Genomic DNA, 22,872 nt, shown 5'->3' on the forward strand with positions numbered 1-22,872 from the left:
GGCTACCCGACCTCCAGGAACCGCAGCACCGCCAGCACCCGGCGGTGGCTGTCGTCGGCCGGCGGCAGGTCGAGCTTGGTGAAGATCGAGTTGATGTGCTTGGCCACCGCGCTGTCGCTGACCACCAGGGCGGCCGCGATCGCGGCGTTGGAGCGGCCCTCCGCCATCAGGCCGAGCACGTCCCGCTCGCGCGGGGTCAGCTTCTCCAGCGGGTCCCGGTGGCGGCGCAGCAGCAGCTGGGCCACCACCTCCGGGTCCAGCGCGGTGCCGCCCGCGGCGACCCGCTGCAGCGCCTCCACGAAGTCGTCCACGTTGGCCACCCGCTGCTTGAGCAGGTACCCGACGCCGCTGGTGTTGGTGGCCAGCAGGTCGGCGGCGTAGCGCTCCTCCACGAACTGGGAGAGCAGCAGCACGGCGACGTCCGGCCACTGCTGGCGGATCACCATGGCGGCCTTCACGCCCTCGTCGTGGAAGCCCGGAGGCATCCGGACGTCCGCCACCACCACCTTCGGGCGGTGCTCCTCGACGGCCGCCAGCAACTCGGTGGCGTCCCCGACGGCAGCGGCGACCTCGAAGCCCACCGCCTCCAGGACCTTGACCAGGCCGACCCTCAGCAGGACCGAGTCCTCGGCGATCACAGCGCGCACGGCAACTCCACGGTGATGGTGGTGGGGCCCCCGAGGGGGCTGAGAACGGACAGTGTGCCGTCGACGGAGGCGGCGCGCTTGCGCAGGCCGGTCAGCCCGGTGCCGCGCGAGGCGTCCGCGCCGCCCACGCCGTCGTCGCTGATGACCAGGCGCAGCCGGCCGCCGACCGTCCGCACCGAGAGGTCGACCCGCTGGGCGCGGGCGTGCTTGGCCACGTTGGTCAGGGCCTCGGAGACGGTGAAGTAGGCGACCGCCTCGACGGTCGGGGCGACCGGCTCGGCGAGGTGCACGTCCAGGCGCACCGGCAGCGGGGCGCGGGCCGCGATGCCGGACAACGCCGCGTCCAGGCCGCGGTCCTCCAGGACCGCCGGGTGCAGGCCGCGGACCAGGTCGCGCAGCTCGTCGATGGCCGCCTGTGCCTCCTCGTGCGCGTCCACGATCACCTGCATGACCTCGGGCGGGACGTCCTTGAGGGTGCGCCGGGCCAGGCCCAGGTTCATCGCGAGGGAGGTCAGGCGCTGCTGGGCGCCGTCGTGCAGGTCCCGCTCGATCCGGCGGCGCTCGGCGTCCACCACGTCGACCAGCCCGGCCCGGCTCTCGGCGATCTCCTCGACCCGCCGCTCCAGCGCCTCCGCCCGGTTGGGGCCGAGCAGCAGCTGGGCCGTGCGCACCTCCAGCCAGGCCGCCAGCGCCGCCAGCCAGGGCATCACGGCCAGCAGCAGCACCCCGGCGACCGTGATCACCACGTCCAGCCCGGCCAGCTCCGAGCGCAGCAGGCTGCCGACGGGCATCAGCCAGACCCAGCCGTACACGCTGGCCATCACCACGCCGGCGCCCCAGGCGTACAGCACCACCAGCGCGCCCGCCGCCAGCAGCGGACCGGCCAGCAGGTGGTGGACGGCCTGGCGCCAGGTCAGCCCCAGCAGCAGCCGGCCCGGCAGCCAGGCCCACGGCTCGCCCGGGCGCGGCGGCGACACCTCCACCCCGCGCAGGGCGCGCAGCCGGCCGCGCTGGGCGGCGGTGAGCGGGCGGGTGCAGATGAGGACCAGGGCCGTCATCGGGAAGAGCAGCTTGGACTCGGTGACGGCCAGCCAGACCGGCAGGGCCAGCGGGAGGCCGGCGGCTATGAAACGGGTGTCCCGCCAGGCCTCGGGCGACCACGGGGGGCGCCGAAGGCTCCTGACGAGCGCTCGGCGCAACGTGGTGGAGGGCATGACCGACAGCGTAGGGCGCGATGATCAACGGCCGCCATGAAGGGGGGCTCACGGTCGGGGTGTATCTAGGTACACCCCGGATTCGGAGCACGGCACCACCGACAGCGGCCCATGATCGACGGGAAGCTGGACGGCATGACGAGCACCGCATCGCACTCCGCCACCCCGCCGCACCGGCGGCCCGTCCCCGGGAGCCACGGGGGTGTTCCCGGGGACGCGCTCCGCCGGACGGCGGGGCCGGAGGGGACGCTGCCGGTCGGGGCCGGGCCCTGGTCGGTCCGCAGCCTGGTCGGCCGCCGCGGCCGGGCCGCGCTGGAGGTGTACCAGGACGGCGAGTTGGCCGATGTCCTGGTCGCCGCCCGGCTCACCCCGCAGCTGCTGCGCGGTGCTCGTCGCAGCCCGGCCGGCGGGCGGGCGCACCACGTGCTCGCCTGGGGGCGGCTGGCGGCCGACGGCAGCGTGCCCGCGGTGGCGTTCACCGCCGGGCGGCTGGCCGGGCCGTTCCGGTCCGGGCGGTCGTTCGGGTTCGCGTGGCCGCTCGGGTCCGTGCGGTCGTTCCGGTCCGTGCGGTCGCTCTGGTCCGTGCGGTCGCTCTGGTCCGTGCGGTCGCTCTGGTCGGCCGGGCCGTTCCGGTTCGAGCGGCCGGCCGTCGGCGCCGAGGTGGTCACGGTCGCCGGGCGGTTCTGGCTCGCCTGGGCCGAGGGCCCGTACACCGGGGTGCTGGTCCGGCACCCCGGCGGGGACACCACCGAGCGGCAGCCGCTGGAGCGGGTGCGACGCCGGGGCGAGGCCGCGATCGCCGGAGGGGCCGCGGTCGCCGGAGGGGCCGCATGAGCACCGCCGTCCTCGTCGGCCGCCCGGCCGCCGCCCTCGTCCTGCCCGCCCGCTTCGAGCGGGTGCCCGTCATGGCCGCCGTCGCTCTGCTGCCCTGGCTCGCGGTGCTCGCTGCCTGCCACGAGACCCCGTGGGTCGTGCTCGACCTGCTGGAGTTCTCCGCGCTGCTCTCGCTCGACGCCCTGCTGCGCCGGCGCAACGCCGCCGCCGGCTGGGCCGGCGGAGCGGTGGCCCTGCTGCTCGCGGGGGACGCGCTGGCCGACATCGCCTGCGCCGGCCCGGGCCACGCGGTGCTCGCCGCCCTGGTGATGGCACTCGGCGTCGAACTGCCGCTCGCGGTGGTGTGCGTGCTGCTCGGGCGTACCGTCCTCGCCGCCCGCTAGAAGCCGTCGGGCGGGCTAGAAGCTGCCGGGCAGCTGGTCCATCAGCGCGCGGGTGTCCTCGTCCAGCGGGGTGTACGTGATCATCCGCGTCCCGAGTCGGGGGCCGAGCCAGAAGCTGGTGTACTCGCAGCGCAGCAGCCCGACGCCCGGCACCTGGAACCGCTTGATCCCGTTGCTCGGCCCCATCACCTCGTGCCGCTGCCAGACCTCCGCGAAGTCCGGCGAGGTCTTGAGCAGCCGGGCCAGCAGTGCCTTCCAGGCGGGCTCCGCGCTGTGGTCGGCCATCGCGGCGCGGAAGCGGGCCACCATGCCGAGGCGTTCGGTCCGGTAGTCGATCAGCACCTCGCGGAACCGCGAGGGGGCGAACGCCAGCCAAATCAAGTTGCGGTCCTCGGGCGGAAGTTCGCTGAGATCGCCGACGATCGCGGTGTACTGGGCGTTGTACGCGAGCACGTCGTAGCGGGTGTTGACCGCCACGGCCGGGTACGGCGCCATCTGCTCCAGCACCAGCCGCACGCTCGGGGTGACCGAGGGGCACTCCTTCACCGGCGCCGGATCCTCCGCGCCGGCCAGCGTGAACAGGTGCGCGCGCTCGCTCGGGTCCAGCAGCAGGGCGCGGGAGACCGCGTCCAGCACCTGGGTGGACACCTGGATGTCACGCCCCTGCTCCAACCACGTGTACCAGGTCACCCCGACGGCGGCGAGCTGCGCGACCTCCTCGCGGCGCAGCCCCGGCGTGCGGCGGCGGCCGGTCGGGGGCAGGCCCACCTGGTCGGGTGCGATCCGCTCGCGGCGGCTGCGCAGGAAGGCCGCCAGGTCGTGCCGGCGGGCGTCGTCGGGGGCGGTCCGGGCTTGCGTCGCCGGCGTGGTCCGGGCTTGCGCGACCGAGGCGGACCGGGCTTGCGCGGCCGGAGTGGTGAGGCTCATGGTTCCTAGCATGCGCCAGCCCGGAGCCTGTTGCCAGGTACTTCTTATACCTGGATAACCACACTCTGGTACCAGGGTACGGCCAGGCGGATCGTAGGACCCGTGACCCAACAACTCGCCGTCGCCCCCGACCCGGTCCGCGCCGCCACCACCCCCGGCACCGCGACCGCGGCCGCCGCCCGCACCGCCGTCCCCTCCCTCGGCACCGCCGGGCTGGTCACCGTCCTGCTCGGGGCCTTCCTGCCGATGCTCGACTTCTTCATCGTGAACGTCGCCCTGCCCACCATCGACCACGACCTGGCCGCCGGGCCCGCCGTCCTCGAACTCGTCGCCGCCGGCTACGGCATCGCCTTCGCCGTCCTGCTCGTCCTCGGCGGGCGCCTCGGCGACATCTTCGGCCGCCGCCGGCTCTTCGTCGTCGGCGCCGCCACCTTCGCCCTCACCTCGCTCGCCTGCGGCCTCGCCCCCGGCGCCTGGACCCTGGTCGCCGCCCGCGCCGCCCAGGGCGCCTCGGCCGCGCTGCTGATCCCGCAGGTCCTCGGCACCATCACCGCCGCCACCGACGGCGCCCGGCGCGGCCGCGCCCTCAGCATCTACGGCGCCGTCGGCGGCATCTCCGTGGTCATCGGGCAGGTGCTCGGCGGCATGCTCGTCGCCGCCGACCTGTTCGGCACCGGCTGGCGCTCCGTCTTCCTGCTCAACGTGCCGTTCGCGCTGCTCGCCCTGGTCCTCGCCGTCCGCTACGTCCCGGAGAGCCGGGCCACCCAGGCCGCCCGCGTCGACGTGCCCGGCACCGTCCTGCTCACCGCCTCGCTGCTCGCCCTGCTCGTCCCGCTGATGGAGGGCCGCGCCGCCGGCTGGCCGCTCTGGTCCTGGGTGCTGCTCGCACTGTTCCCCGTCCTCGCCGCCGCCTTCGTCCTGGTCGAACGCCGGGCGGAGCAGCGCGGCGCCACCCCGCTGGTGCCGCCGTCCCTGCTGCGCATCCCCGAGATGCGGCGCGGCCTCGGCATCGCCCTGCCCTACTTCGCCGGCTTCGGCGGCTTCATGTTCGTCATCGCCGTCGCCCTCCAGCAGGGCCTGCACCTCGGCCCGGTCGCGGCCGGCTGGGCGCTCGTCCCGATGGCCGTCGGCTACTTCACCGCCTCGCTCTCCGGCCCCCGCCTGATCGGCCGCTACGGCAGCCGGGTGCTGAGTGCGGGCGCCGTCATCCAGGCCGCCGGCCTGGCCACCCTCGCCGTCACCGTCCTCGCCGACTGGTCGCACTTCTCCCCGCTGCGGATGGCGCCCGGCGTCGCCCTCGCCGGCATCGGACAAGGCCTGATCGGCACCCCGCTGTTCCGCGTCGTCCTCGCCAAGGTGCCCGCCGCCCGGGCCGGCGTCGGCAGCGGCGTCCTGGCCACCGGCCAGCAGTCCAGCCTCGCCCTCGGCGTCGCCACCCTCGGCACCCTCTACCTGTCGCTCTCCCCCAGCCTCGGCATGGACCGCGCCCTCGCCCTCTGCCTGGGCCTTCAGCTCATCGGCTCCTTCGTCATCCTGTACCTGACCACCCGCCTCCCCCGCTCCATCGGCTGAGCCCCCCGGCCCCCGGGCCACGGGCCACAGCGACGGCGACGGCCCCGCGATCGACACCCGATCGCGGGGCCGCCGGCACGTCGCGGAGCGTGAGCAACGGCGAGTCGGCGGGCCGGTCAGCGGGCCGGTCAGCGGCCGATGAAGTTCTTGTCGATGAGCAGTTGCAGGACGTCGGTGTGGAAGTCGGGGAAGTCCATCGGGACGATGCCGAAGTGGGCGGGCTGCTGGCGGCGGGCGTTCAGGTAGTCGCGGACGGGAGGCACGATGGCGGCCGCGTTGACCTTGGGCCAGCCGCCGTTGGCGTAGCTGGTGAAGTTCACGTACATCCGCGGGGAGCCCTGGTCGAGGAAGGCGCGGTCGAACCAGTCGGTGACGGCCTTGGACTTGGCGGCGAGGCTGATGCCCTGGAAGGTGTCCTGGGTGGCGAACCAGGTGTTGGTGGCGCTCGACCACTGGATGACGGACCAGGGGTTGGCGAAGTCGGCGGCGAGGACGACGCGGCCGCGGGCCTGGCCGAGGGTGGGCCACCAGGGGTTCGTCCAGAACAGGCCCCGGTAGCCGAGGCCGTCCAGGTAGTGGTTGATCCGGCGCTGGAACTCGGTGTCGTCGAGCCGGTTCCCGCCCGCGTACTCGTTCCTGACGCGCATGACGAGGCCCTCGCCCGGGTTGGCGGCGAGGAAGGCGCGGCACTGGTCGAGGACGTCCTGGAGGCGGACGTACTGGTAGTTGTCGCTGTGGTAGATGCCGAGTTCGTCGGCCGTCCCCGCGAGCCCGTTGCAGCGGATGTCGAGGAAGCGGATGCCGCGCTGGAGCTGCTCGGGCAGGCCCCAGTTCTGGGTGTGGGACCACTCGGTGCCGTGCAGCGGGTCGGTGCAGCAGGAGTCGTGGGTGCCGGGGATCGTCAGGGCGGTCAGCGGCGTGGCGTCGTCCAGGGCGCTCATCCAGGCGGACGGGCTGACGGCTGCGGCTGCGGCTGCCGCCGCGTCCGGGCTGAACGCGGCGGCGGCCAGGAGGGCGCCACCGGCACCGGCTCCCCAGCGCAGGACGTCACGACGGGTGGGGCTCATGCGGGCTCCTCACATCGACCTCTGGGAGGGGGAATTGTCATGCCCCCTCCCGGATCTGCTCGATGGGACGGGCCCCGAAACCCGTGACACGCGGCACAGGAAGTCGGCCTGGTCGACTTTTCGTGCGGCGGGTCGGGTGGAATTGACCCTTCCGTGGAGATGGTTCGTCATGGGACGATCCAGGCCCGGGGGAAAGGTGAGACCTCATGACCTTCGTCATCGCGTTCCTGGTCGCACTCGTGGCCACCATCATCGGCACGACCGTCTTCCTGAGTCGCCGAGAGCGCGCCCGCAGCGGCCACTCGGACGACACCGAAGGGCTGCTGATCGAACACCAGCGAACCGCGCACGCCGCCCAACTGCGCGGGACCTACTCCAGCCTGGCCGTCCACCACGGCACCGGGCTGATCACCGACGACCTGCACAAGCACTACTCCTAGGGGCTCCCTTGGCGAACCCCTCCTTCCTCCTCGTACTCTGCGTTGTCACCGTGCTGGTCAACTCCGCACTCAGCAGGGCGATCCAGCACAGACGCACACGCCCGCCCCAGGAAGGAGAACCATGACCCCGGACACTGCAGCCGCCCGCCGTACGCTCGCCGACCGGCTTGAGGCGGGCGGCGCCCTGAGCAGCCCGGCGCTGCGGGCGGCCGTGGAGGCCGTTCCCCGGGAGCCGTTCCTGCGCCCCGGGGTGTTCGTGTCCACCGGCAGGCGCCGCTGGCGGCCGGTGACCGAGCGCGGCGCCGATCCGACGGAGTGGGTCGAACTCGCTTACAGCAACCGGTCGTTGGTCACCCAGCTGAACGGCCATCTGACCGCCGACCAGGTCTCCGTGCCCGTCCGGGGCTTCCCCACCGCCTCCACCACCGCCCCGGCCGCCACCGTCCGCATGATCGACGCCCTGGGCGCCGAAGACGGGCACACCGTGTTGGAGATCGGCACCGGCACGGGCTACTCGACGGCCCTGCTCCGCCACCTCCTCGGCGAGCGCAACGTCGGCACCGTCGAGGCCGACCCGAAAGTCACGTACGACCGGGTGATCGCCACCCACGCGGTGCGCCGCATCCCCTACGCCTGGGTGCAGCGGACCAAGCCCGGCGGCACGATCCTGGCCACGGTCGGCACCTGGCCCGAGGGCGCCGGCCTGGCCAGGGTCACCGTCGCCGCCGACGGCACCGCCGACGGCCGGTTCATCGACCGTTCCACCCTCCCTCCCGTCCGCCCCGAGCCCCCGACGGCCCGGGTCGGGGGCCTCGCAGCCCGGGCCGAGGCGGTCGCACCGAAGCGGCTGGCGCACGTCTCCCCCACCCTCCTCAACGAACCGACGCCGGCCATCCTCGCCCAACTCGCCTTTCCCAGCGCCAAGTTCACCGTATCGATCGGGGAGGACCTGGAGTCGATCCACTACCTGGCCACCCCCGGATCCGCCGCCGAGGTCGCCGACGACACCTACGGCTGGACCGTCCACCAGAGCGGCCCGGTCGCCCTGTGGGACGAGGTCGAGCGCATCCTCACCGCCTGGCAGGAGGCCGGACGCCCCGACCTCACCGCCGTCCGCCTGCGGATCACCGACCGGGCGACCCACTACTGGATCGACGGCCACCCCGCCCTCCGCTGGGAGCACGCCGCCATCTGACAGATCGACAGAACACCTCCGGGAATGGGGTGATCTCGGGACGGCGAGGCCGACCGATGGAATGCTGTGGCCCAGTCCGACCATCGCAACCACCCGGGGAGTCACCCATGCCGCTGTTCGGCAGCCGCAAGAACCTTCCGAGGCCGCTGTGCGACGAGCACGGCCCGTGCCAGGCGCTGGCGAAGATCTCGGTCTTCGAGGTCCGGGACCGACTGCGGCTCCTGATCACCAGGAGCCGCGGCCTGGGGCCCGATCCGATGGCGCGGCAGATCGACGACGAGCTGTCGGTCGTCCTCTGCGTGGACGCCGGCAAGCGGGCCGGCAAGACCGAGGCCCTGTCGATAGCCGAACACGCCGCCGACCAGTGGAGCATCAGCCGGGCCGAGCTGTGGGAGCGGGCCTTCGCGAACCTGGCCACCGAGCAGCTCAACCGGCAGGTCTTCGACGCGTCCAACGGCGACACCATCCACACCGTCAACGGCATGGGAGCCTGGCCCGGAGCCGCCCACGCGCTGCGCCTGGAGAACGCCCTGGGAGGCGGCATCGAGCTGCCCAACGGCGCCCTGGTCGCCCTGCCGACGAACAACACACTCTGCGCGGTGCCGATCCGCACCAGCCTGTCGCTGAACGCCATCCGCTTCCTGATCGACCTGTCGAAGGAGCTCGCGGCCGGCGACCCGGCCCCGCTGACCCCGTCGCTCTTCTGGTACCGGGACGGCTGGATCGAGAACCTCAACGTCGGCTCGGACGGCATGATGCGGGTGTCGCCCCGCTTCCGGGACATGGCGAACGCACTGCCCGCCGACTGACCCGACCTGCCACCGAAAACCCGCTGGCCCGACGGCCCCCTTTGCGTCAGAATGACGATATGAGCGAGATGCGCGTGGGGAGCCCTGCCGACGTCCGTAGCCGGGTGGAGCTGGCGGCGCTGACGGCCGCCGGGGTGCGGCCGAAATGGCTGATGTTCTGGGGGCACACCGAGCGGAAGGGCGGGGGGACGCGGCGGGAGTGCCTGAGCCAGTGGTGGCCCGGGCAGTTCACCGTCGACGGGGTGGCGTACGCGTCCGCCGAGCACTGGATGATGGCGGGCAAGGCCCGGATGTTCGGGGACGAGGCCATCGAGCAGCGGGTGCTGGCGGCCCACACGCCGGCCGAGGCGAAGAAGCTGGGGCGGCTGGTCAGGGGGTTCGACGACGCGACCTGGACGGCCGGCCGGTTCGAGCTGGTCGTCGAGGGGAATGTCGCGAAGTTCGGGCAGGACGAGGCGCTGCGCGCCTACCTGCTGGGCACCGGCGACCGCGTCCTGGTCGAGGCCAGCCCGGTGGACCGGATCTGGGGCATCGGGCTCGCTGCCGACGACATCCGCGCGGAACGGCCCGACGAGTGGCGGGGGTTGAACCTGCTCGGCTTCGCCCTGATGGAGGCGCGGGCACGGCTCGCCGCATGAGGGCGGTCGGCCCGGTGCTGGACGGCACGGTGGTGGTGTCGGCCGCCGCCGCGCTGGCCCTGGCGCCCAGGGCGTGGCGGCGGCGCGAGGTCCGGCCGGGGCGCGGGGGGCGCTTCGGCCCGGAGGTGGCGCTGGCGCTGGTCGTGGCACTCGTCTATCTGAACCAGGTGCTGTTCGCCGTGTACGTGCAGCGGGTGCGGGGCGGGAGTACGGCGTTCGTCGCCCGCTACCTGCCGCCCGGGTGGTTCGACGTGCCGCGCGGCAACCCGGCGATCGACTGGCTGGCGGCGCACTTCCCCGCGCCCGAGCTGCTCGCGCCCACCGTGCTCCGCGTCCAGGCGTTCCTCGAACTCCCGCTGGTGCTCCTGGCGTTCGCCGCCGTGCTGCGACGCCTGGACCACGGCCTCTACGTCCGGGCGATGCGCTCGCCGCTGACCGGGCTCGCCGCCGCCTCCTATACGGTGGCGTTCTGCGCGGTGGAGTGGGACCTGCGGAATCCGTACACGGTGGACGACATCGTGCTGCGGACGGTGTCCGCGCTCGTCACACCACCGCTGCTCGTCTGGCTGGCCTCCCGCGAACGGGCCCGGCCACCCCGCGGCCCGGTGCTGTTCACGCTCGACCTGTGGGCGTTCGGCACGCTGATGCTGACGCTGTACGACACCGCGCTGCTGTACAACCTGGCCCGACTCGGCGACCATCTCGCCGGCGCGCTGGCCGCGTTGGCGGTCCTGGCCGCCACCCGGTTCGTGCCGTGGAGCGGCGGTCCGGCCGGCCCGCACACCACCGCGTTGACCGGCACGCTCGGGCGGGCCCTCGTCCTGTTCTTCGTCCCCGCACTGGCCGTCCGCTACGGCGTCTCCTTCGGAACCCCCGAACTGGCGGCCGTCGCGGGGCTCGTGGTGCTCCTGCCGGCGGTGCGGACGGTCCGTCTGATCCCCGCCGCCCTGGTCGGGGCGGCCGTCGGCTGCGCCGTCGCCGTGGTCGCACCCGGCTCGTACTACGAGGCGACCCTGCTGCGGAGCGCGACCGGCGCACTTCTTGCAACGACCGCCGTCTGCGCGCTCCTTGACACCAGTCGCGCACGACTGGACGTGCTCCCTTAACTCCCCCGCCATATAGCGACGCCAGGATGTCCCGCAGTCAGGGGAGAGATGGACGGGGTGGGGCGATCATGCGCATGCGGCCGACGGCACAATCCGCGGGCCAGGACCCGGAGGGCGAGCAGCAGGCGTACGAACTCCGGGCGGAACTGGACGAGTTACTCCGCGCGAGCCGCTACGCGAGCCAGCGGGAGCGGCGGTTGAACGAGGCGATCCGGGCCGCGCCGGGCCGCCAGCGGCCGGACGGGGACCTGCTGCGGCAACTGGCGCAGGCGCGCACGCTGCGCGAGGGCCTGGGCGCCCGCTGCCTCCAACTGAGCGATCGGCTGGAGGCGTTGGAGAACCGGCTGAGGAGCCGACCGCCGGAGCCGCAACCGGCCCAGGCCCCGCCGCCCCAGGCCCGGCCCGCCCGCCCCGACATCGGCGCCCTCGCCGAGCGGGTGGCGGCCCTGCACCGTGCCGGCGCCTTCGCCGAGGCGACGGAGCTGCTGTCCCGGGCGGCCACCGGCCTCGATCCGGCGGACGCCGCGCTGCTGGTCGGCATGCTCTCCCGGCGCGGCCCGACGGGCGCGTCCCTGCACCTGGCCAGGAGCGCCGCGCAGTGCGCGCCGGAGCAGGCGGTGGCGATGCTGGCGGAGTTGCGCGAGCTGGGGCTGGCGGAGGAGGCGGCGGAGCTGTTCCACGCGTTCTGGGGCTATCCGGCGTCGGCACTGCCCGCCCTGCTGGCCGCGCTGGAGCGGGCCGGGCAGGGCGCGGACGGCGCGACGCTGCTGTGGGAGTGGGGTTCGGCGCCGACGCCGGAGCTGACGGCGCTGGCGACCGGCCTCCGTCGCACGGGCCGGCACGCCGACGTGCGGACGCTGCTGCGCCAGGCGGCCGGGCGGCCGACGGCGGAGCTGGCCGCGCTGGCGACGGAGCTGCCGGCCGAGCTCGCGACCGTCCTGCTGTACGAGCTGGCGGCGCTGCGCCCGCCGGTGGAGCTGGTCAAGCTGGCGGCCGCGCTGGACACCAGCCCGGAGCTGTACGGGCGGCTGCTCGCCGCGCTGCTCGCCGACGGCGCCCGGCACCGGACGACGCTGGCCGCCCTGCGCAGCGCCGGCCTGCCGACCGAACCGGCTGCGGCCCCCCGTTCCCGCTGGGGCAGACGGTAAGCAGAGGGCGGGAACACGCAGGAGCCCCCGCCCGCCCCGGACGGACCGGGGCGAACGAGGGCTCCAGAAGGGCTGAGCGGGCTCAGCAGCCGATCAGTCGCGCACCCAGGTACGCCTTGACCTGGTCGAGCGAGACGCGCTCCTGCGACATGGTGTCGCGGTCGCGGACGGTCACCGCGTTGTCCTCAAGGGTGTCGAAGTCGACGGTGACGCAGAACGGCGTGCCGATCTCGTCCTGGCGGCGGTAGCGCTTGCCGATGGCGCCGGCGTCGTCGAACTCGACGTTCCACGCGGTGCGCAGGTCGGCGGCGAGGCCGCGGGCCTTCGGGGAGAGGTCGGCGTTGCGCGACAGCGGCAGGACGGCGACCTTGACCGGGGCCAGGCGCGGGTCGAGCCGCATGCCGACGCGCTTCTCCATGACGCCCTTGGCGTTGGGCGCCTCGTCCTCGAAGTAGGCGTCGATCAGGAAGGCCAGCATGGCGCGGTTGAGGCCGGCCGCCGGCTCGATGACGTACGGGAAGTACCGCTCGCCGCTCTCCTGGTCGAAGTACTTGAGGTCCTGGCCGGACGCCTCGCTGTGCACCCGCAGGTCGTAGTCGGTGCGGTTGGCGACGCCCTCCAGCTCGGAGTACTCGCTGCCGCCGAAGTTGAAGCGGTACTCGATGTCCACCGTGCGCTTGGCGTAGTGGGAGAGCTTCTCCTTCGGGTGCTCGAAGAAGCGCATGTTCTCGGTGCGCAGGCCGAGGTCGACGTACCAGTCCCAGCGCTGCTGGAGCCAGTACTCGTGCCACTGCTCGTCCTCGCCCGGCTTGACGAAGAACTCCATCTCCATCTGCTCGAACTCGCGGGTGCGGAAGATGAAGTTGCCGGGGGTGATCTCGTTGCGGAAGCTCTTGCCGGTCTGGGCGATGCCGAACGGCGGCTTCTTGCGCGACGTGGTCTGGACGGCCTTGAAGTTGGTGAAGATGCCCTGGGCGGTCTCAGGCCGCAGGAAGGCCAGGCCGCTGGCCTCCTCGGTGACGCCGAGGTGGGTCTTCAGCATGCCCGAGAAGTCCTTGGGCTCGGTGAACTGGCCCTTGGTGCCGCAGTCGGGGCAGTTGACGTCCTTGAGGCCGTTCGGCGGCGGGAAGCCGTGCTTGGCCTCGTACTTCTCCTCCAGGTGGTCGGCCCGGTGGCGCTTGTGGCAGGAGAGGCACTCGGTCAGCGGGTCGTTGAAGGTGGCGACGTGGCCGGAGGCCTCCCACACCTCGCGCGCGAGGATCACCGACGAGTCGAGTCCCACGACGTCCTCACGGGCCTGGACCATCGCGCGCCACCACTGGCGCTTGATGTTCTCCTTGAGTTCGACGCCCAGCGGCCCGTAGTCCCAGGCGGCACGCGTGCCGCCGTAGATCTCGCTGCAGGGGTAGACGAAGCCACGGCGCTTGCTCAGGCTGACGATCGTGTCGATCTTGTCGGCGGCCACAGTGCTCTCTTCAGTACGTACGGCACGGTCAGGGCACGGCTGGTTGCGCGTACCCGAATACCTCAGGTTACCGGCCATACGGGTACGGGGTTCAAATCGGTATCGTCCGGCCCCTCCCAGCCACGGCCACCTGCCGTTCACCCGTCCGAGTGAGTTGACAATCATTTCCAGATAAGATGAGAATGATTGTCATGATGATCGGACGACGTACCCGCAGCTCGATAGCCATCGCCGCCACCGCCCTCACCGCCTCCCTCGTCCTGACCGCCTGCGGTGGCAGCAGCAGCGCCCAGAGCGCCGACGGCAAGCTGAAGGTCGTCGCCTCCTTCTACCCGATGGAGTACCTGGCCCAGCAGATCGGCAAGGACCACGTCGCGGTCACCGACCTCACCGCGGCCGGCGTCGAGCCGCACGACCTGGAGCTCACCGCCAAGCAGGTCGCCACCGTCCAGAAGTCCGACGCGATCATCTACCTCAAGGGCCTGCAGCCCACCGTCGACCAGGCCGTCGGCCAGTCCTCGGCCAAGTACAAGATCGACGCCACCGCCGCCAGCCCGCTGGTCGACCACCACCTCGACGAGGGCGCCGAGGCCGACGGCCACCAGCACGACGGCCCGGCCGGCGACCCGCACATCTGGCTCGACCCGACCCGCTACGCGGCGATCGCCAAGAGCGTCGGCGACGGGTTCGCCAAGGCCGACCCGGCCCACGCCGACGACTACCGCAAGAACACCGACGACCTGGTCGGCCGGCTGACCACGCTGGACCAGGAGTTCCGGGACGGCCTGAAGGACGCCAAGTCCAGGACCTTCGTCACCAGCCACGCCGCCTTCGGCTACCTCGCCGACCACTACGGCCTCACCCAGGTCGCCATCAACGGCGTCGACCCCGAGTCCGAGCCCACCCCGGCCCGCCTCGCCGACGTGCAGAAGGCCGCCAAGGACAACGGCGTCACCACGATCTTCTTCGAGACCCTGGTCAGCCCCAAGCTCGCCGACACCGTCGCCAAGGACCTCGGCCTCAAGACCGCCGTGCTGGACCCGCTGGAGGGCGTCAAGGACCCGGGCAAGGATGACTACCTCTCGGTCATGAAGCAGAACCTGGCCAACCTCCAGACCGCCCTCGGCGCCACCCCCGCCGCGACCGGCACCACTCCCACCGCGACCGGCACCCCCACCAGCTGACGGGACGACAGCACCATGACCCACCCGATACCCCCGGCCGTCCGCCTCCGCGACGCCGTCGCCTCCCGCGGCGGTCGGCCGGTGCTGCGCGGCGTCGACCTCACCGTCCAGCCCGGCGAGGTGGTCGCCCTGCTCGGCGCCAACGGCTCCGGCAAGTCCACCACCGTCAAGGCCGTCATCGGCTCCGTCCCGCTGGGGCAGGGCACGCTGGAGCTGTTCGGCATCCCGTACGCCGGCTTCCGCGCCTGGCACCGGATCGGGTACGTCCCGCAGCGCACCACCGCCGCCTCCGGCGTGCCGGCCACCGTGCGCGAAGTGGTCTCCACCGGGCGGCTGCCGCAGCACCGGCTGCTGCCGTTCCGCCGCCGGGACCGCGCGGCGGTGGACCGCGCGCTCGCCGCCGTCGGCATGCTGGAACGCGCCGGGGACGGCGTCGCCGACCTGTCCGGCGGCCAGCAGCAGCGGGTGCTGATCGCCCGCGCCCTGGTCGGCACCCCCGACCTGCTGATCATGGACGAGCCGATGGCCGGCGTGGACGCCGCCAGCCAGCAGGTGCTCGCCGACACCCTGCGCGCCGAGGTCTCCCGCGGCGCCGCCGTCCTCCTCGTGCTGCACGAACTCGGGCCGCTGGAGCCGCTGATCGACCGCGCCGTGGTGCTGCGGGACGGCTGCGTCGCACACGACGGCCCGCCCGTGCCCAACACCGGACTGCACGCGCTGCCCGGCCACGACCACGTCCACCCGCACGCCGACCACACCCCGCCGAGGCTACTGGCATGACCGAGATGCTCTCCTACGACTTCATGCAGCGCGCCCTGCTCGCCGCCGTCCTGGTCGGGATCACCGCCCCGGCCGTCGGCATCTACCTGGTGCAGCGCCGGCAGGCCCTGATGGGCGACGGCATGGGGCACGTCGCGATGACCGGCGTCGGCCTCGGCTTCATCTTCCAGACCAGCCCGGTCTGGATGGCCGTGCTGGTCTGCGTGCTCGGCGCCGTCACGATGGAACTGGTCCGCTCGCGCGGCAACCAGCGCGGCGACATCGCCCTGGCGATGCTCTTCTACGGCGGCATGGCCTGCGGCAAGCTGCTCGTCTCGCTCTCCGCCCAGGCCGGCGCCGGCTCGCTGGAGAGCTACCTGTGGGGCTCCATCCTCACCGTCGCCCCGGCCGACCTGATCACCATCGCGGTGCTCGGCGCGGTGGTCGTCGCGGTCACCGTCGGCCTGCGCCGGCAGCTCTTCGCGATCTGCCAGGACGAGGACTTCGCCCGGGTCACCGGCCTGCCGGTGCGCACGCTCAACCTGCTGCTCGCGGTGATGGCCGCCGTCACCGTCACCGTCGCGATGCGGGTGGTCGGGCTGCTGCTGGTCAGCGCCCTGATGGTGGTCCCGGTGGTCGCCGCCCAGCAGCTCACCCGGTCGTTCGCCGCCACCCAGGCGGCCTCGATCGCGCTCGGCGTGGTGGTCTCGCTGGCCGGCGTCACCGGCTCCTACCACCTCAACGTGCCCTCCGGCCCGGCCATCGTGCTGCTCGCCATCGCGGTGTTCGCGGTGTTCAGCCTGCTCGCCGCGCCGCTCGCCCGGCGGCGCCACCGCAGGGGCGTCGCGGACCCCGGACCGAAGGTCTGCGACGTCGCCCTGCCGGAACCCGTCCCGGGGCAATCCCCGGGACAATCCCCGGATCAGATCCCGGGACAGATCCCGGGGCAACTCCCGGGCCGCGGTTCCTCCGACGCGATCACTCCGGAGCGGGGTGCGGGGCTGGCACAATGAGGTGCGAGACGCCCACCACCCCAGGAGGACCCACGGTGACCACCGCAGGCCCGTCGCCGCGCGCCCGCTCGACCCGGCAACGTGCCGCCGTCTCGGCGGCCCTGGACGAGATCGAGGACTTCCGCAGCGCGCAGGAGCTCCACGACATGCTCAAGCACCGCGGGGACTCCGTCGGTCTGACCACGGTCTACCGCACCCTCCAGTCGCTCGCCGACGCCGGCGAGGTGGACGTGCTGCGCACCGCCGACGGCGAGGCCGTCTACCGCCGGTGCAGCAGCGGACACCACCACCACCTGGTGTGCCGGCACTGCGGCGCCACCGTCGAGGTGGAGGGCCCGGCGGTGGAGCGCTGGGCCAACGCGGTCGCCGCGGAGCACGGGTTCAGCGACATCGCGCACACCCTGGAGATCTTCGGCACCTGCGCGGAGTGCGCCAAGAAGGTCTGACCAGCGGAGCACCGGTACGGCGAAGGGCCCGTGGGAGCGATCCCCACGGGCCCTTCGCCGTACCGCCGCCGTACCGCGTCAGCGCTGGGTGGGCAGGTCCAGCGCCTCGGGCACCTCGTTCGGGATCGCCCCGCCGAAGCGGCGGTCGCGCCTCGCGTACTGCTCGCAGGCGCGCCACAGGTCACGGCGGTCGAAGTCCGGCCAGAGCACGTCCTGGAACACGAACTCGGCGTACGCGGACTGCCAGAGCAGGAAGTTGGAGGTGCGCTGCTCGCCGCTGGGGCGCAGGAACAGGTCCACGTCCGGCATGTCCGGGTGGTACATGTACTTGGCGAGGGTCTTCTCGTTGACCTTCTTCGGGTCCAGCTTCCCGGCGGCGACATCGGCCGCGAGGGCCGCCGCGGCGTCCGCGAGCTCGGCCCGGCCACCGTAGTTGACGCACATGTAGAGCGTGACGGCGTCGTTGTCCTTGGTCTGCTCCTCGGCGACCTGGAGCTCCTGGACGACGCTCTTCCACAGCTTGGGCATCCGGCCCGCCCAGCGGACCCGCACGCCCATCGCGTCCATCTCGTCGCGGCGGCGGTGGATGACGTCCCGGTTGAAGTTCATCAGGAACTTCACCTCGTCGGGCGAGCGCTTCCAGTTCTCGGTGGAGAACGCGTACAGCGAGATGTTCTTCACGCCGAGCTCGATCGCGCCCTTGAGGACGTCCAGCACGACGGACTCGCCGACCTTGTGGCCCTCGGTGCGGGGCAGTCCGCGCTCCTTGGCCCAGCGGCCGTTGCCGTCCATCACGATGGCGACGTGTTCGGGGACCAGCTCGCCGGGAATCTTCGGGGGCTGTGCGCCACTGGGGTGCGGGGTCGGGGGGAGGTACTCCCTCTGCTTGCCGCCGCCGAAGAGCCGTCGCGCTGCCATGTGCTCACTTCTCCACGTATCTCATCGAGCGGATGCCCCGCTCCAAATGCCACTGCAGATAGGCCGCGACCAGGCCGCTGCCCTCCCGCCAGTACCTCGGCTCGCAGGAATCGGCCGTCTGCCAGTCCCCTGACAGCAGCGCCCCGAGCAGTACCAGTGTCTCAGGGGAGGGTACGGCACATCCGGGCACTCGGCAGTCCGGGCAGAGGACCCCGCCTGCGGGAAGGGAGAAGAAACGGTTCGGCCCCTCCAGCCCGCATTTGGCGCAGTCCGTGAAGCTCGCGCCGTACCCGTTCACCGCGAGCGAGCGCAGCAGGAAGGCGTCCATCACCAGGTGCGACTCGTGCAGCCCGGCCGCCAGCGTGCGCAGGGCGCCCACCAGCAGCAGGTACTGCTGGACGGCCGGTTCGCCCTCGTTCTCGGCGAACCGCTCGGCCGTCTCCAGCATCGCCGTCCCGGCGGTGTAGCGGCCGTAGTCGGTGACGATCGAACCGCCGTACGGCGCGATCGTCTCCACCTGGGTGCACAGCGGCAACCCACGGCCGATCAGCTCACTCCCCCGGCTGAAGAACTGCACGTCCACGTGCGAGAACGGCTCCAGCCGGGCGCCGAACTTGGACTTGGTCTTGCGCACCCCACGCGCCACCGCCCGCACCTTGCCGTGGTGCCGGGTCAGCAGGGTGATGATCCGATCGGCCTCGCCGAGCTTCTGCGCCCGCAGCACGACGCCGTCGTCCCGGAAAAGACTCATGGGAACCATTCTCCCCCACGGCGCGCCCCGGCCGCCGACAGCCGTGTTGCCCGCACCGGGTCCGTGGGGGAGGACCGAGCGGTGCGGGTCACGGCGGGCCCGGAGGGGGATTTCGGGCCCGTTTTGTGGGGGATCGGAGATGGCTCGGGGGTTGCGCGGCAGGCCCGGCACTGCGGAGCGGGCCCGGTTCTGCGAAGGATGTCCGGTTACTGCGGAGCAGCGGAGAAGGTCTAGTACGGAGCCCGGGTCGCCGCCTCCAGCAGCGCCCCGACCCGCGACTGCGGTAGATCCAGACAGCGCCCGACCGCGGCCAGCGCCTCGCGCTCCTGCGGCAGGTAGCGCCCGTCGGACAGGGCGATCGCCGCGCCCTGCAGCAGCAGCCGCTCCCGGCCCTGGTGGGCCAGGTGCGGGGCGAGCGGTTCGAGCACCGCGTGCAGTTCCACGGCCAGGCCGCCGGCCATCCCGTGGGCGTCGTAGAGTTCGCCGCCGAGCCCGGACAGCGCGGCGAGCGCGGCCAGCACCTGGGCCTCGCCGCAGTCCTCGAACCCGGCCTCGCGCACCGCCGTGCAGGCCGACTCGCGGGCCGCGCGGTGCGCGGTGCCGCCGGCCGCGAGCAGGGCGAGCGCGATGGTGTACTGCGCGTCCCGCAGCATCGCGCCGAGCCGTACGGAGGTGGGCTGTTCCAGGCTCTCGACGCCGTAGCGGCCGTGGCAGCTGGTGCACTGCACGCTGCCGATCACCGGGCCGAGCGGGGCCACCGGGGTCCCCAGCAACCGCAGCCACCGCCGGCCGTGCTGCCGGCGGTAGTTGCGGTCCCCGCCACAGCCCGGGCAGAAGAAGTCACCGAGAACGTCAGTCCGCCACCGCGGGCGAACACCCCACAACCTGGTCACGGCGCCACTCCCCAGACATGGCAGACGGCCTGCACAACAATGGGCAGGTCACGCGACCGGACACCGAGGCCGTCCCACCGACCCGGCTTTCCGGTGGATCGATGTTGCCATGGTTACCGGCACGTGTCAGTACCTCGAACGGCTTCCGACCCGAAAAAATGTGGCGCAGGACACAACTGGCCCCAGGTGCGGCGAAGGGCCGCCCCGGAGGACGGCCCCGCCACATCTCACTCGTACGAACTACCCGCGCTGTGCCCGGTTGACGGCGCTGATGATCGCCTTCAGCGAGGCCAGCACGGTGTTGGCGTCGATGCCGACGCCCCACAGCACCTTGCCGTCCACCGCGCACTCGACGTACGCGGCGGCCTGGGCGTCGCCGCCCTCGCTCAGCGCGTGCTCGGCGTAGTCCAGGACGCGGACGTCCAGGCCGATCCGGGCCAGCGCGTCCGTGAAGGCGGAGACCGGGCCGTTGCCGACACCGGTCAGGGTCACCGGTACCGAGTCCACCAGCGCGCCGGCGATCAGCGCGTCCCGGCCGTCCTCGGTGGTCAGGGTGCGCGAACCGCTCAGCGAGATCCGGCCCCACGGGTTGTCCGGGGTCGGCAGGTACTCGTCCTCGAAGACCCGCCAGATCTCGGCCGGGGTGACCTCGCCGCCCTCGGCGTCGGTCTTGGCCTGGATGATCCGGGAGAACTCGATCTGCATCCGGCGCGGCAGGTCCAGCTTGTGGTCGTTCTTCAGGACGTACGCCACACCGCCCTTGCCGGACTGGCTGTTGACCCGGATGACCGCCTCGTAGGTGCGGCCGACGTCCTTCGGGTCGATCGGCAGGTACGGCACGCCCCAGGTGTGCTCCCCCACCGGGACGCCCGCCGCCGCCGCGTCCGCCTCCAGGGCGTCGAAGCCCTTCTTGATGGCGTCCTGGTGCGAGCCGGAGAAGGAGGTGTACACCAGGTCGCCGGCGTACGGGTGGCGCGGGTGCACCTCCATCTGGTTGCAGTACTCGGCGGTGCGGCGCACCTCGTCGATGTCGGAGAAGTCGATCTGCGGGTCGATGCCCTGCGAGAACAGGTTCATGCCCAGGGTCACCAGGTCGACGTTGCCCGTCCGCTCGCCCTGGCCGAACAGGCAGCCCTCGATGCGGTCCGCGCCCGCCATGTAGGCCAGTTCGGCGGAGGCGACGGCGGTGCCGCGGTCGTTGTGCGGGTGCACCGACAGGCAGACGAACTCACGGCGCGACAGGTTGCGCGACATCCACTCGAACTGGTCGGCCTGCACGTTCGGGGTGGCCCGCTCGATGGTGGCCGGCAGGTTCAGGATGATCTCGCGGCCCTCGCCCGGCTGCCAGACGTCCATGACCGCCTCGCAGACCTCCAGCGCGAAGTCCAGCTCGGTGTCCACGAAGATCTCCGGCGAGTACTGGTAGCCGAAGACGGTCTCCTCGCCCAGCAGCTTCTCGGCGTACTCCATCACCAGCCGGGTGCCGTCGGTGGCGATCGCCTTGGTGGCGGCCCGGTCGTTGCGGAACACCACCCGGCGGAACAGCGGCGCCGTCGCGTTGTACAGGTGGACCGTCGCGCGCGGGGCGCCGACCAGCGACTCGACGGTCTTCTCGATCAGCTCCTCGCGGGCCTGCGTCAGCACCGAGATGGTGACGTCCTCGGGGATCGCCCCCTCCTCGATCAGCGACCGCACGAAGGCGTGGTCGGTGGCGCCGGAGGACGGGAAGCCGACCTCGATCTCCTTGTAGCCCATCGCGACCAGCAGGTCGAACATCTTGCGCTTGCGGGCCGGGGACATCGGGTCGATCAGCGCCTGGTTGCCGTCCCGCAGGTCGGTGGAGAGCCAGCGCGGCGCCTTGGTGATCACCGTGCTCGGCCAGGTGCGGTCCGGCAGGTCGACGGTGTCGAACGGCAGGTAGCGCCCGTACCGCATGCCGGAGGGCAGCTGGCGCACGGACGCGGCGGTGATCGGGGTGGGACGGTCGACGAAGGCGCGACCGGCGGGGATGGGCGCGGCGGAGCTCTGCTCGGTCATGGAATGACTCTCGGCTTCCTGTGATGCGTGGTGCGGGGGCGGGTCGGGGTGGTCAACACCGACTGGCCGGCAGCTGCCGCTCGCGACCCTCCGTTGGATCGCCGGATGACGCGCACAGCTCGATCCCCGCGGCGAGGGAGCCGGCCCTGTGGACTACAGGCCCTCGACGCGGCAGCTAAGAAGAAGCAGCCCGTTGCGCATGATGGCCCCAGCGTAACCCAGGGCCGCGCGCCCCCGAAGTGATCCGGGCCACCGTTCCACCCCTTGAGACACCGACCGGTCACGCCAAGAGTGGTGACAACCGGTCATCGAGGCCTCACCCTGGGCCACATGACTGCAGCAGTTCCGATCTGCGCGATCGTCCCGCCGTACGTCCTGGACCGCCTCGCCGAGGCCGGTCACGAGCCCGCCGTCCGCTCCCTCCTGCTCGACACCGCGCACCGCGCGGCCCGCCTCGCCCCTCCCCCGCCCGTCAGCACCGGCCCGACCCCCAGCCGGTTGATCGCCGACACCGCCCACAGCCAGCGGCTGCCCGGCCGGACCGTCCGCACCGAGGGCCAGGCCCCGGTCGCCGACAAGTCCGTCAACCACGCCTACGACGGCCTCGGCGACACCTTCGCCCTGTACGCCACCGTCTTCGGCCGCCGCTCGATCGACAACCGGGGGCTGCGCCTGGACGCCACCGTGCACTACGGCCAGGACTACGACAACGCCTTCTGGAACGGCCACCAGATGGTCTTCGGCGACGGCGACGGCGAGATCTTCGGCGACTTCACCGCCTGCGTCGACGTCATCGGCCACGAACTCACCCACGGCGTCACCCAGTTCACCGCCGGCCTGCAGTACCAGGACCAGCCCGGCGCACTCAACGAGTCGGTCTCCGACGTCTTCGGCTCGCTGGTCAAGCAGTACGCGCTGCGCCAGGACGCCGCCCACGCCGACTGGCTGATCGGCGCCGGACTGCTCGCCCCCGGCATCCAGGGCGTGGCGCTGCGCTCGATGAAGGCCCCCGGCACCGCCTACGACGACCCCCGGCTCGGCAAGGACCCGCAGCCCGCGCACATGCGGGACTACGTGGACACCACCGACGACAACGGCGGCGTGCACATCAACTCCGGCATCCCCAACCACGCGTTCTACCTGCTGGCCACCGCCCTCGGCGGCCAGGCCTGGGACCGCGCCGGACGGATCTGGTACGACGCCCTGACCGGCCACCAGCTGGCCGCCGACGCCGACTTCACCGCCTTCGCCCGGGCCACCGTGGCCGCCGCCAAGGCCCGCTACCCCGACCAGTCCTCGGTCGCGGACACCGTGACGGCCTCCTGGGCGCAGGTGGGCGTCAGCCCCGGCTGAACCCTCCGGCGGCCCCTCCGGCAGCCACGATGAAGACCTCGGCGACGGCCCCGGCCGAGGACCGATTGAGACC

At 72.6% G+C, this 22,872-nt stretch carries 23 protein-coding genes; 14 read left to right on the plus strand and 9 right to left on the minus strand.

From position 1 onward, the window contains the following. Positions 1-2: 2 nt before the first annotated feature. Both A6F73_RS10125 and A6F73_RS10130 read right to left on the minus strand, forming a co-directional pair. On the minus strand, positions 3-647 hold the full coding sequence (locus A6F73_RS10125) for a response regulator transcription factor (protein WP_063347494.1): 645 nt from the start codon (positions 645-647) through the stop codon (positions 3-5). Beyond that, the gene (locus A6F73_RS10130) at positions 635-1,861 is read right to left on the minus strand and encodes a sensor histidine kinase (protein ID WP_063347495.1); all 1,227 of its coding nucleotides are present in this window, start codon (positions 1,859-1,861) and stop codon (positions 635-637) included. The genes A6F73_RS10125 and A6F73_RS10130 overlap by 13 nt, the downstream gene beginning before the upstream one ends. A gap of 135 nt (positions 1,862-1,996) precedes the next feature. Between A6F73_RS10130 and A6F73_RS10135 the strand changes: the two genes are divergently transcribed. Together A6F73_RS10135 and A6F73_RS10140 are read left to right on the plus strand one after the other, a co-directional pair. Beyond that, entirely contained in the window at positions 1,997-2,695 is a 699-nt protein-coding gene (locus tag A6F73_RS10135; protein WP_159398422.1) for a hypothetical protein, read from the plus strand. Beyond that, the gene (locus A6F73_RS10140) at positions 2,692-3,078 is read left to right on the plus strand and encodes a hypothetical protein (protein WP_063347497.1); all 387 of its coding nucleotides are present in this window, start codon (positions 2,692-2,694) and stop codon (positions 3,076-3,078) included. The genes A6F73_RS10135 and A6F73_RS10140 overlap by 4 nt, the downstream gene beginning before the upstream one ends. Positions 3,079-3,093: 15 nt before the next feature. Here A6F73_RS10140 and A6F73_RS10145 read toward each other — a convergent pair whose 3' ends face one another. Beyond that, complete coding sequence (locus A6F73_RS10145; protein ID WP_063347498.1) at positions 3,094-4,005, minus strand: helix-turn-helix transcriptional regulator; 912 nt, start codon at positions 4,003-4,005, stop codon at positions 3,094-3,096. 213 nt (positions 4,006-4,218) lie between these two features. On the opposite strand from A6F73_RS10145, the gene A6F73_RS10150 reads away from it, so the two are divergent. Further along, on the plus strand, positions 4,219-5,577 hold the full coding sequence (locus tag A6F73_RS10150) for an MFS transporter (RefSeq protein WP_244293610.1): 1,359 nt from the start codon (positions 4,219-4,221) through the stop codon (positions 5,575-5,577). 128 nt (positions 5,578-5,705) lie between these two features. Here the strand turns inward: A6F73_RS10150 and A6F73_RS10155 are convergent, their stop codons facing one another. After that, positions 5,706-6,644 carry a phosphatidylinositol-specific phospholipase C gene (locus tag A6F73_RS10155; RefSeq protein ID WP_063347500.1) on the minus strand — a complete coding sequence of 313 codons (939 nt, stop codon included), beginning with the start codon at positions 6,642-6,644 and terminating at the stop codon, positions 5,706-5,708. Positions 6,645-6,850: 206 nt separating this feature from the next. Between A6F73_RS10155 and A6F73_RS10160 the strand changes: the two genes are divergently transcribed. From A6F73_RS10160 to A6F73_RS10185, 6 genes are all read left to right on the plus strand, one after another. Further along, a complete protein-coding gene (locus A6F73_RS10160; RefSeq protein WP_063347501.1) occupies positions 6,851-7,084 on the plus strand; it encodes a hypothetical protein in 234 nt (77 codons plus the stop codon). Between the two features lie 121 nt (positions 7,085-7,205). Then, positions 7,206-8,279, plus strand: coding sequence for a hypothetical protein (locus A6F73_RS10165; protein ID WP_063347502.1), 1,074 nt, complete (start codon positions 7,206-7,208; stop codon positions 8,277-8,279). A gap of 107 nt (positions 8,280-8,386) precedes the next feature. Further along, complete coding sequence (locus A6F73_RS10170) at positions 8,387-9,088, plus strand: hypothetical protein (protein WP_063347503.1); 702 nt, start codon at positions 8,387-8,389, stop codon at positions 9,086-9,088. 68 nt (positions 9,089-9,156) lie between these two features. Continuing rightward, on the plus strand, positions 9,157-9,726 hold the full coding sequence (locus A6F73_RS10175; protein ID WP_063351088.1) for an NADAR family protein: 570 nt from the start codon (positions 9,157-9,159) through the stop codon (positions 9,724-9,726). Further along, the gene (locus tag A6F73_RS10180) at positions 9,723-10,832 is read left to right on the plus strand and encodes a hypothetical protein (RefSeq protein WP_063347504.1); all 1,110 of its coding nucleotides are present in this window, start codon (positions 9,723-9,725) and stop codon (positions 10,830-10,832) included. The genes A6F73_RS10175 and A6F73_RS10180 overlap by 4 nt, the downstream gene beginning before the upstream one ends. Before the next feature lie 68 nt (positions 10,833-10,900). Then, a complete protein-coding gene (locus A6F73_RS10185; protein ID WP_159398423.1) occupies positions 10,901-11,980 on the plus strand; it encodes a hypothetical protein in 1,080 nt (359 codons plus the stop codon). 82 nt (positions 11,981-12,062) lie between these two features. Here A6F73_RS10185 and A6F73_RS10190 read toward each other — a convergent pair whose 3' ends face one another. Next, positions 12,063-13,445, minus strand: a complete 1,383-nt coding sequence (locus A6F73_RS10190; RefSeq protein WP_063347506.1) for a glycine--tRNA ligase — start codon at positions 13,443-13,445, stop codon at positions 12,063-12,065. A 191-nt stretch (positions 13,446-13,636) separates the two neighbouring features. Here A6F73_RS10190 and A6F73_RS10195 point away from each other — a divergent pair, with 191 nt between their 5' ends. The 4 genes from A6F73_RS10195 to A6F73_RS10210 are packed head-to-tail and all read left to right on the plus strand — an operon-like array spanning position 13,637 to position 16,847. Beyond that, entirely contained in the window at positions 13,637-14,629 is a 993-nt protein-coding gene (locus A6F73_RS10195; RefSeq protein ID WP_244293347.1) for a metal ABC transporter substrate-binding protein, read from the plus strand. A 15-nt stretch (positions 14,630-14,644) separates the two neighbouring features. Then, positions 14,645-15,409, plus strand: a complete 765-nt coding sequence (locus tag A6F73_RS10200) for a metal ABC transporter ATP-binding protein (protein ID WP_063347507.1) — start codon at positions 14,645-14,647, stop codon at positions 15,407-15,409. Then, positions 15,406-16,401: a metal ABC transporter permease gene (locus tag A6F73_RS10205; protein WP_208869069.1), complete on the plus strand. Its 996-nt coding sequence runs from the start codon at positions 15,406-15,408 to the stop codon at positions 16,399-16,401. The genes A6F73_RS10200 and A6F73_RS10205 overlap by 4 nt, the downstream gene beginning before the upstream one ends. Positions 16,402-16,436: 35 nt before the next feature. Further along, positions 16,437-16,847 (plus strand): Fur family transcriptional regulator, encoded by a 411-nt coding sequence (locus A6F73_RS10210; protein ID WP_063347508.1) that lies wholly within the window; start codon positions 16,437-16,439, stop codon positions 16,845-16,847. A 78-nt stretch (positions 16,848-16,925) separates the two neighbouring features. On the opposite strand, the gene A6F73_RS10215 is transcribed toward A6F73_RS10210, so the two are convergent. The 4 genes from A6F73_RS10215 to leuA all read right to left on the minus strand — a co-directional run bounded on the left by A6F73_RS10215 (position 16,926) and on the right by leuA (position 21,446). Then, the gene (locus A6F73_RS10215) at positions 16,926-17,765 is read right to left on the minus strand and encodes an isoprenyl transferase (protein ID WP_063347509.1); all 840 of its coding nucleotides are present in this window, start codon (positions 17,763-17,765) and stop codon (positions 16,926-16,928) included. A gap of 4 nt (positions 17,766-17,769) precedes the next feature. Further along, positions 17,770-18,516, minus strand: a complete 747-nt coding sequence (gene recO / locus A6F73_RS10220; protein ID WP_063347510.1) for a DNA repair protein RecO — start codon at positions 18,514-18,516, stop codon at positions 17,770-17,772. A gap of 230 nt (positions 18,517-18,746) precedes the next feature. Continuing rightward, positions 18,747-19,289 (minus strand): TerB family tellurite resistance protein, encoded by a 543-nt coding sequence (locus A6F73_RS10225; protein ID WP_244293348.1) that lies wholly within the window; start codon positions 19,287-19,289, stop codon positions 18,747-18,749. A gap of 360 nt (positions 19,290-19,649) precedes the next feature. After that, positions 19,650-21,446: a 2-isopropylmalate synthase gene (leuA, locus tag A6F73_RS10230; protein WP_063347512.1), complete on the minus strand. Its 1,797-nt coding sequence runs from the start codon at positions 21,444-21,446 to the stop codon at positions 19,650-19,652. Between the two features lie 330 nt (positions 21,447-21,776). On the opposite strand from leuA, the gene A6F73_RS10235 reads away from it, so the two are divergent. After that, positions 21,777-22,799 carry a M4 family metallopeptidase gene (locus tag A6F73_RS10235; protein ID WP_063347513.1) on the plus strand — a complete coding sequence of 341 codons (1,023 nt, stop codon included), beginning with the start codon at positions 21,777-21,779 and terminating at the stop codon, positions 22,797-22,799. Positions 22,800-22,872 lie beyond the last annotated feature (73 nt).

Source organism: Streptomyces sp. MJM8645, assembly GCF_001625365.1.
Lineage (GTDB): Bacteria > Actinomycetota > Actinomycetes > Streptomycetales > Streptomycetaceae > Kitasatospora.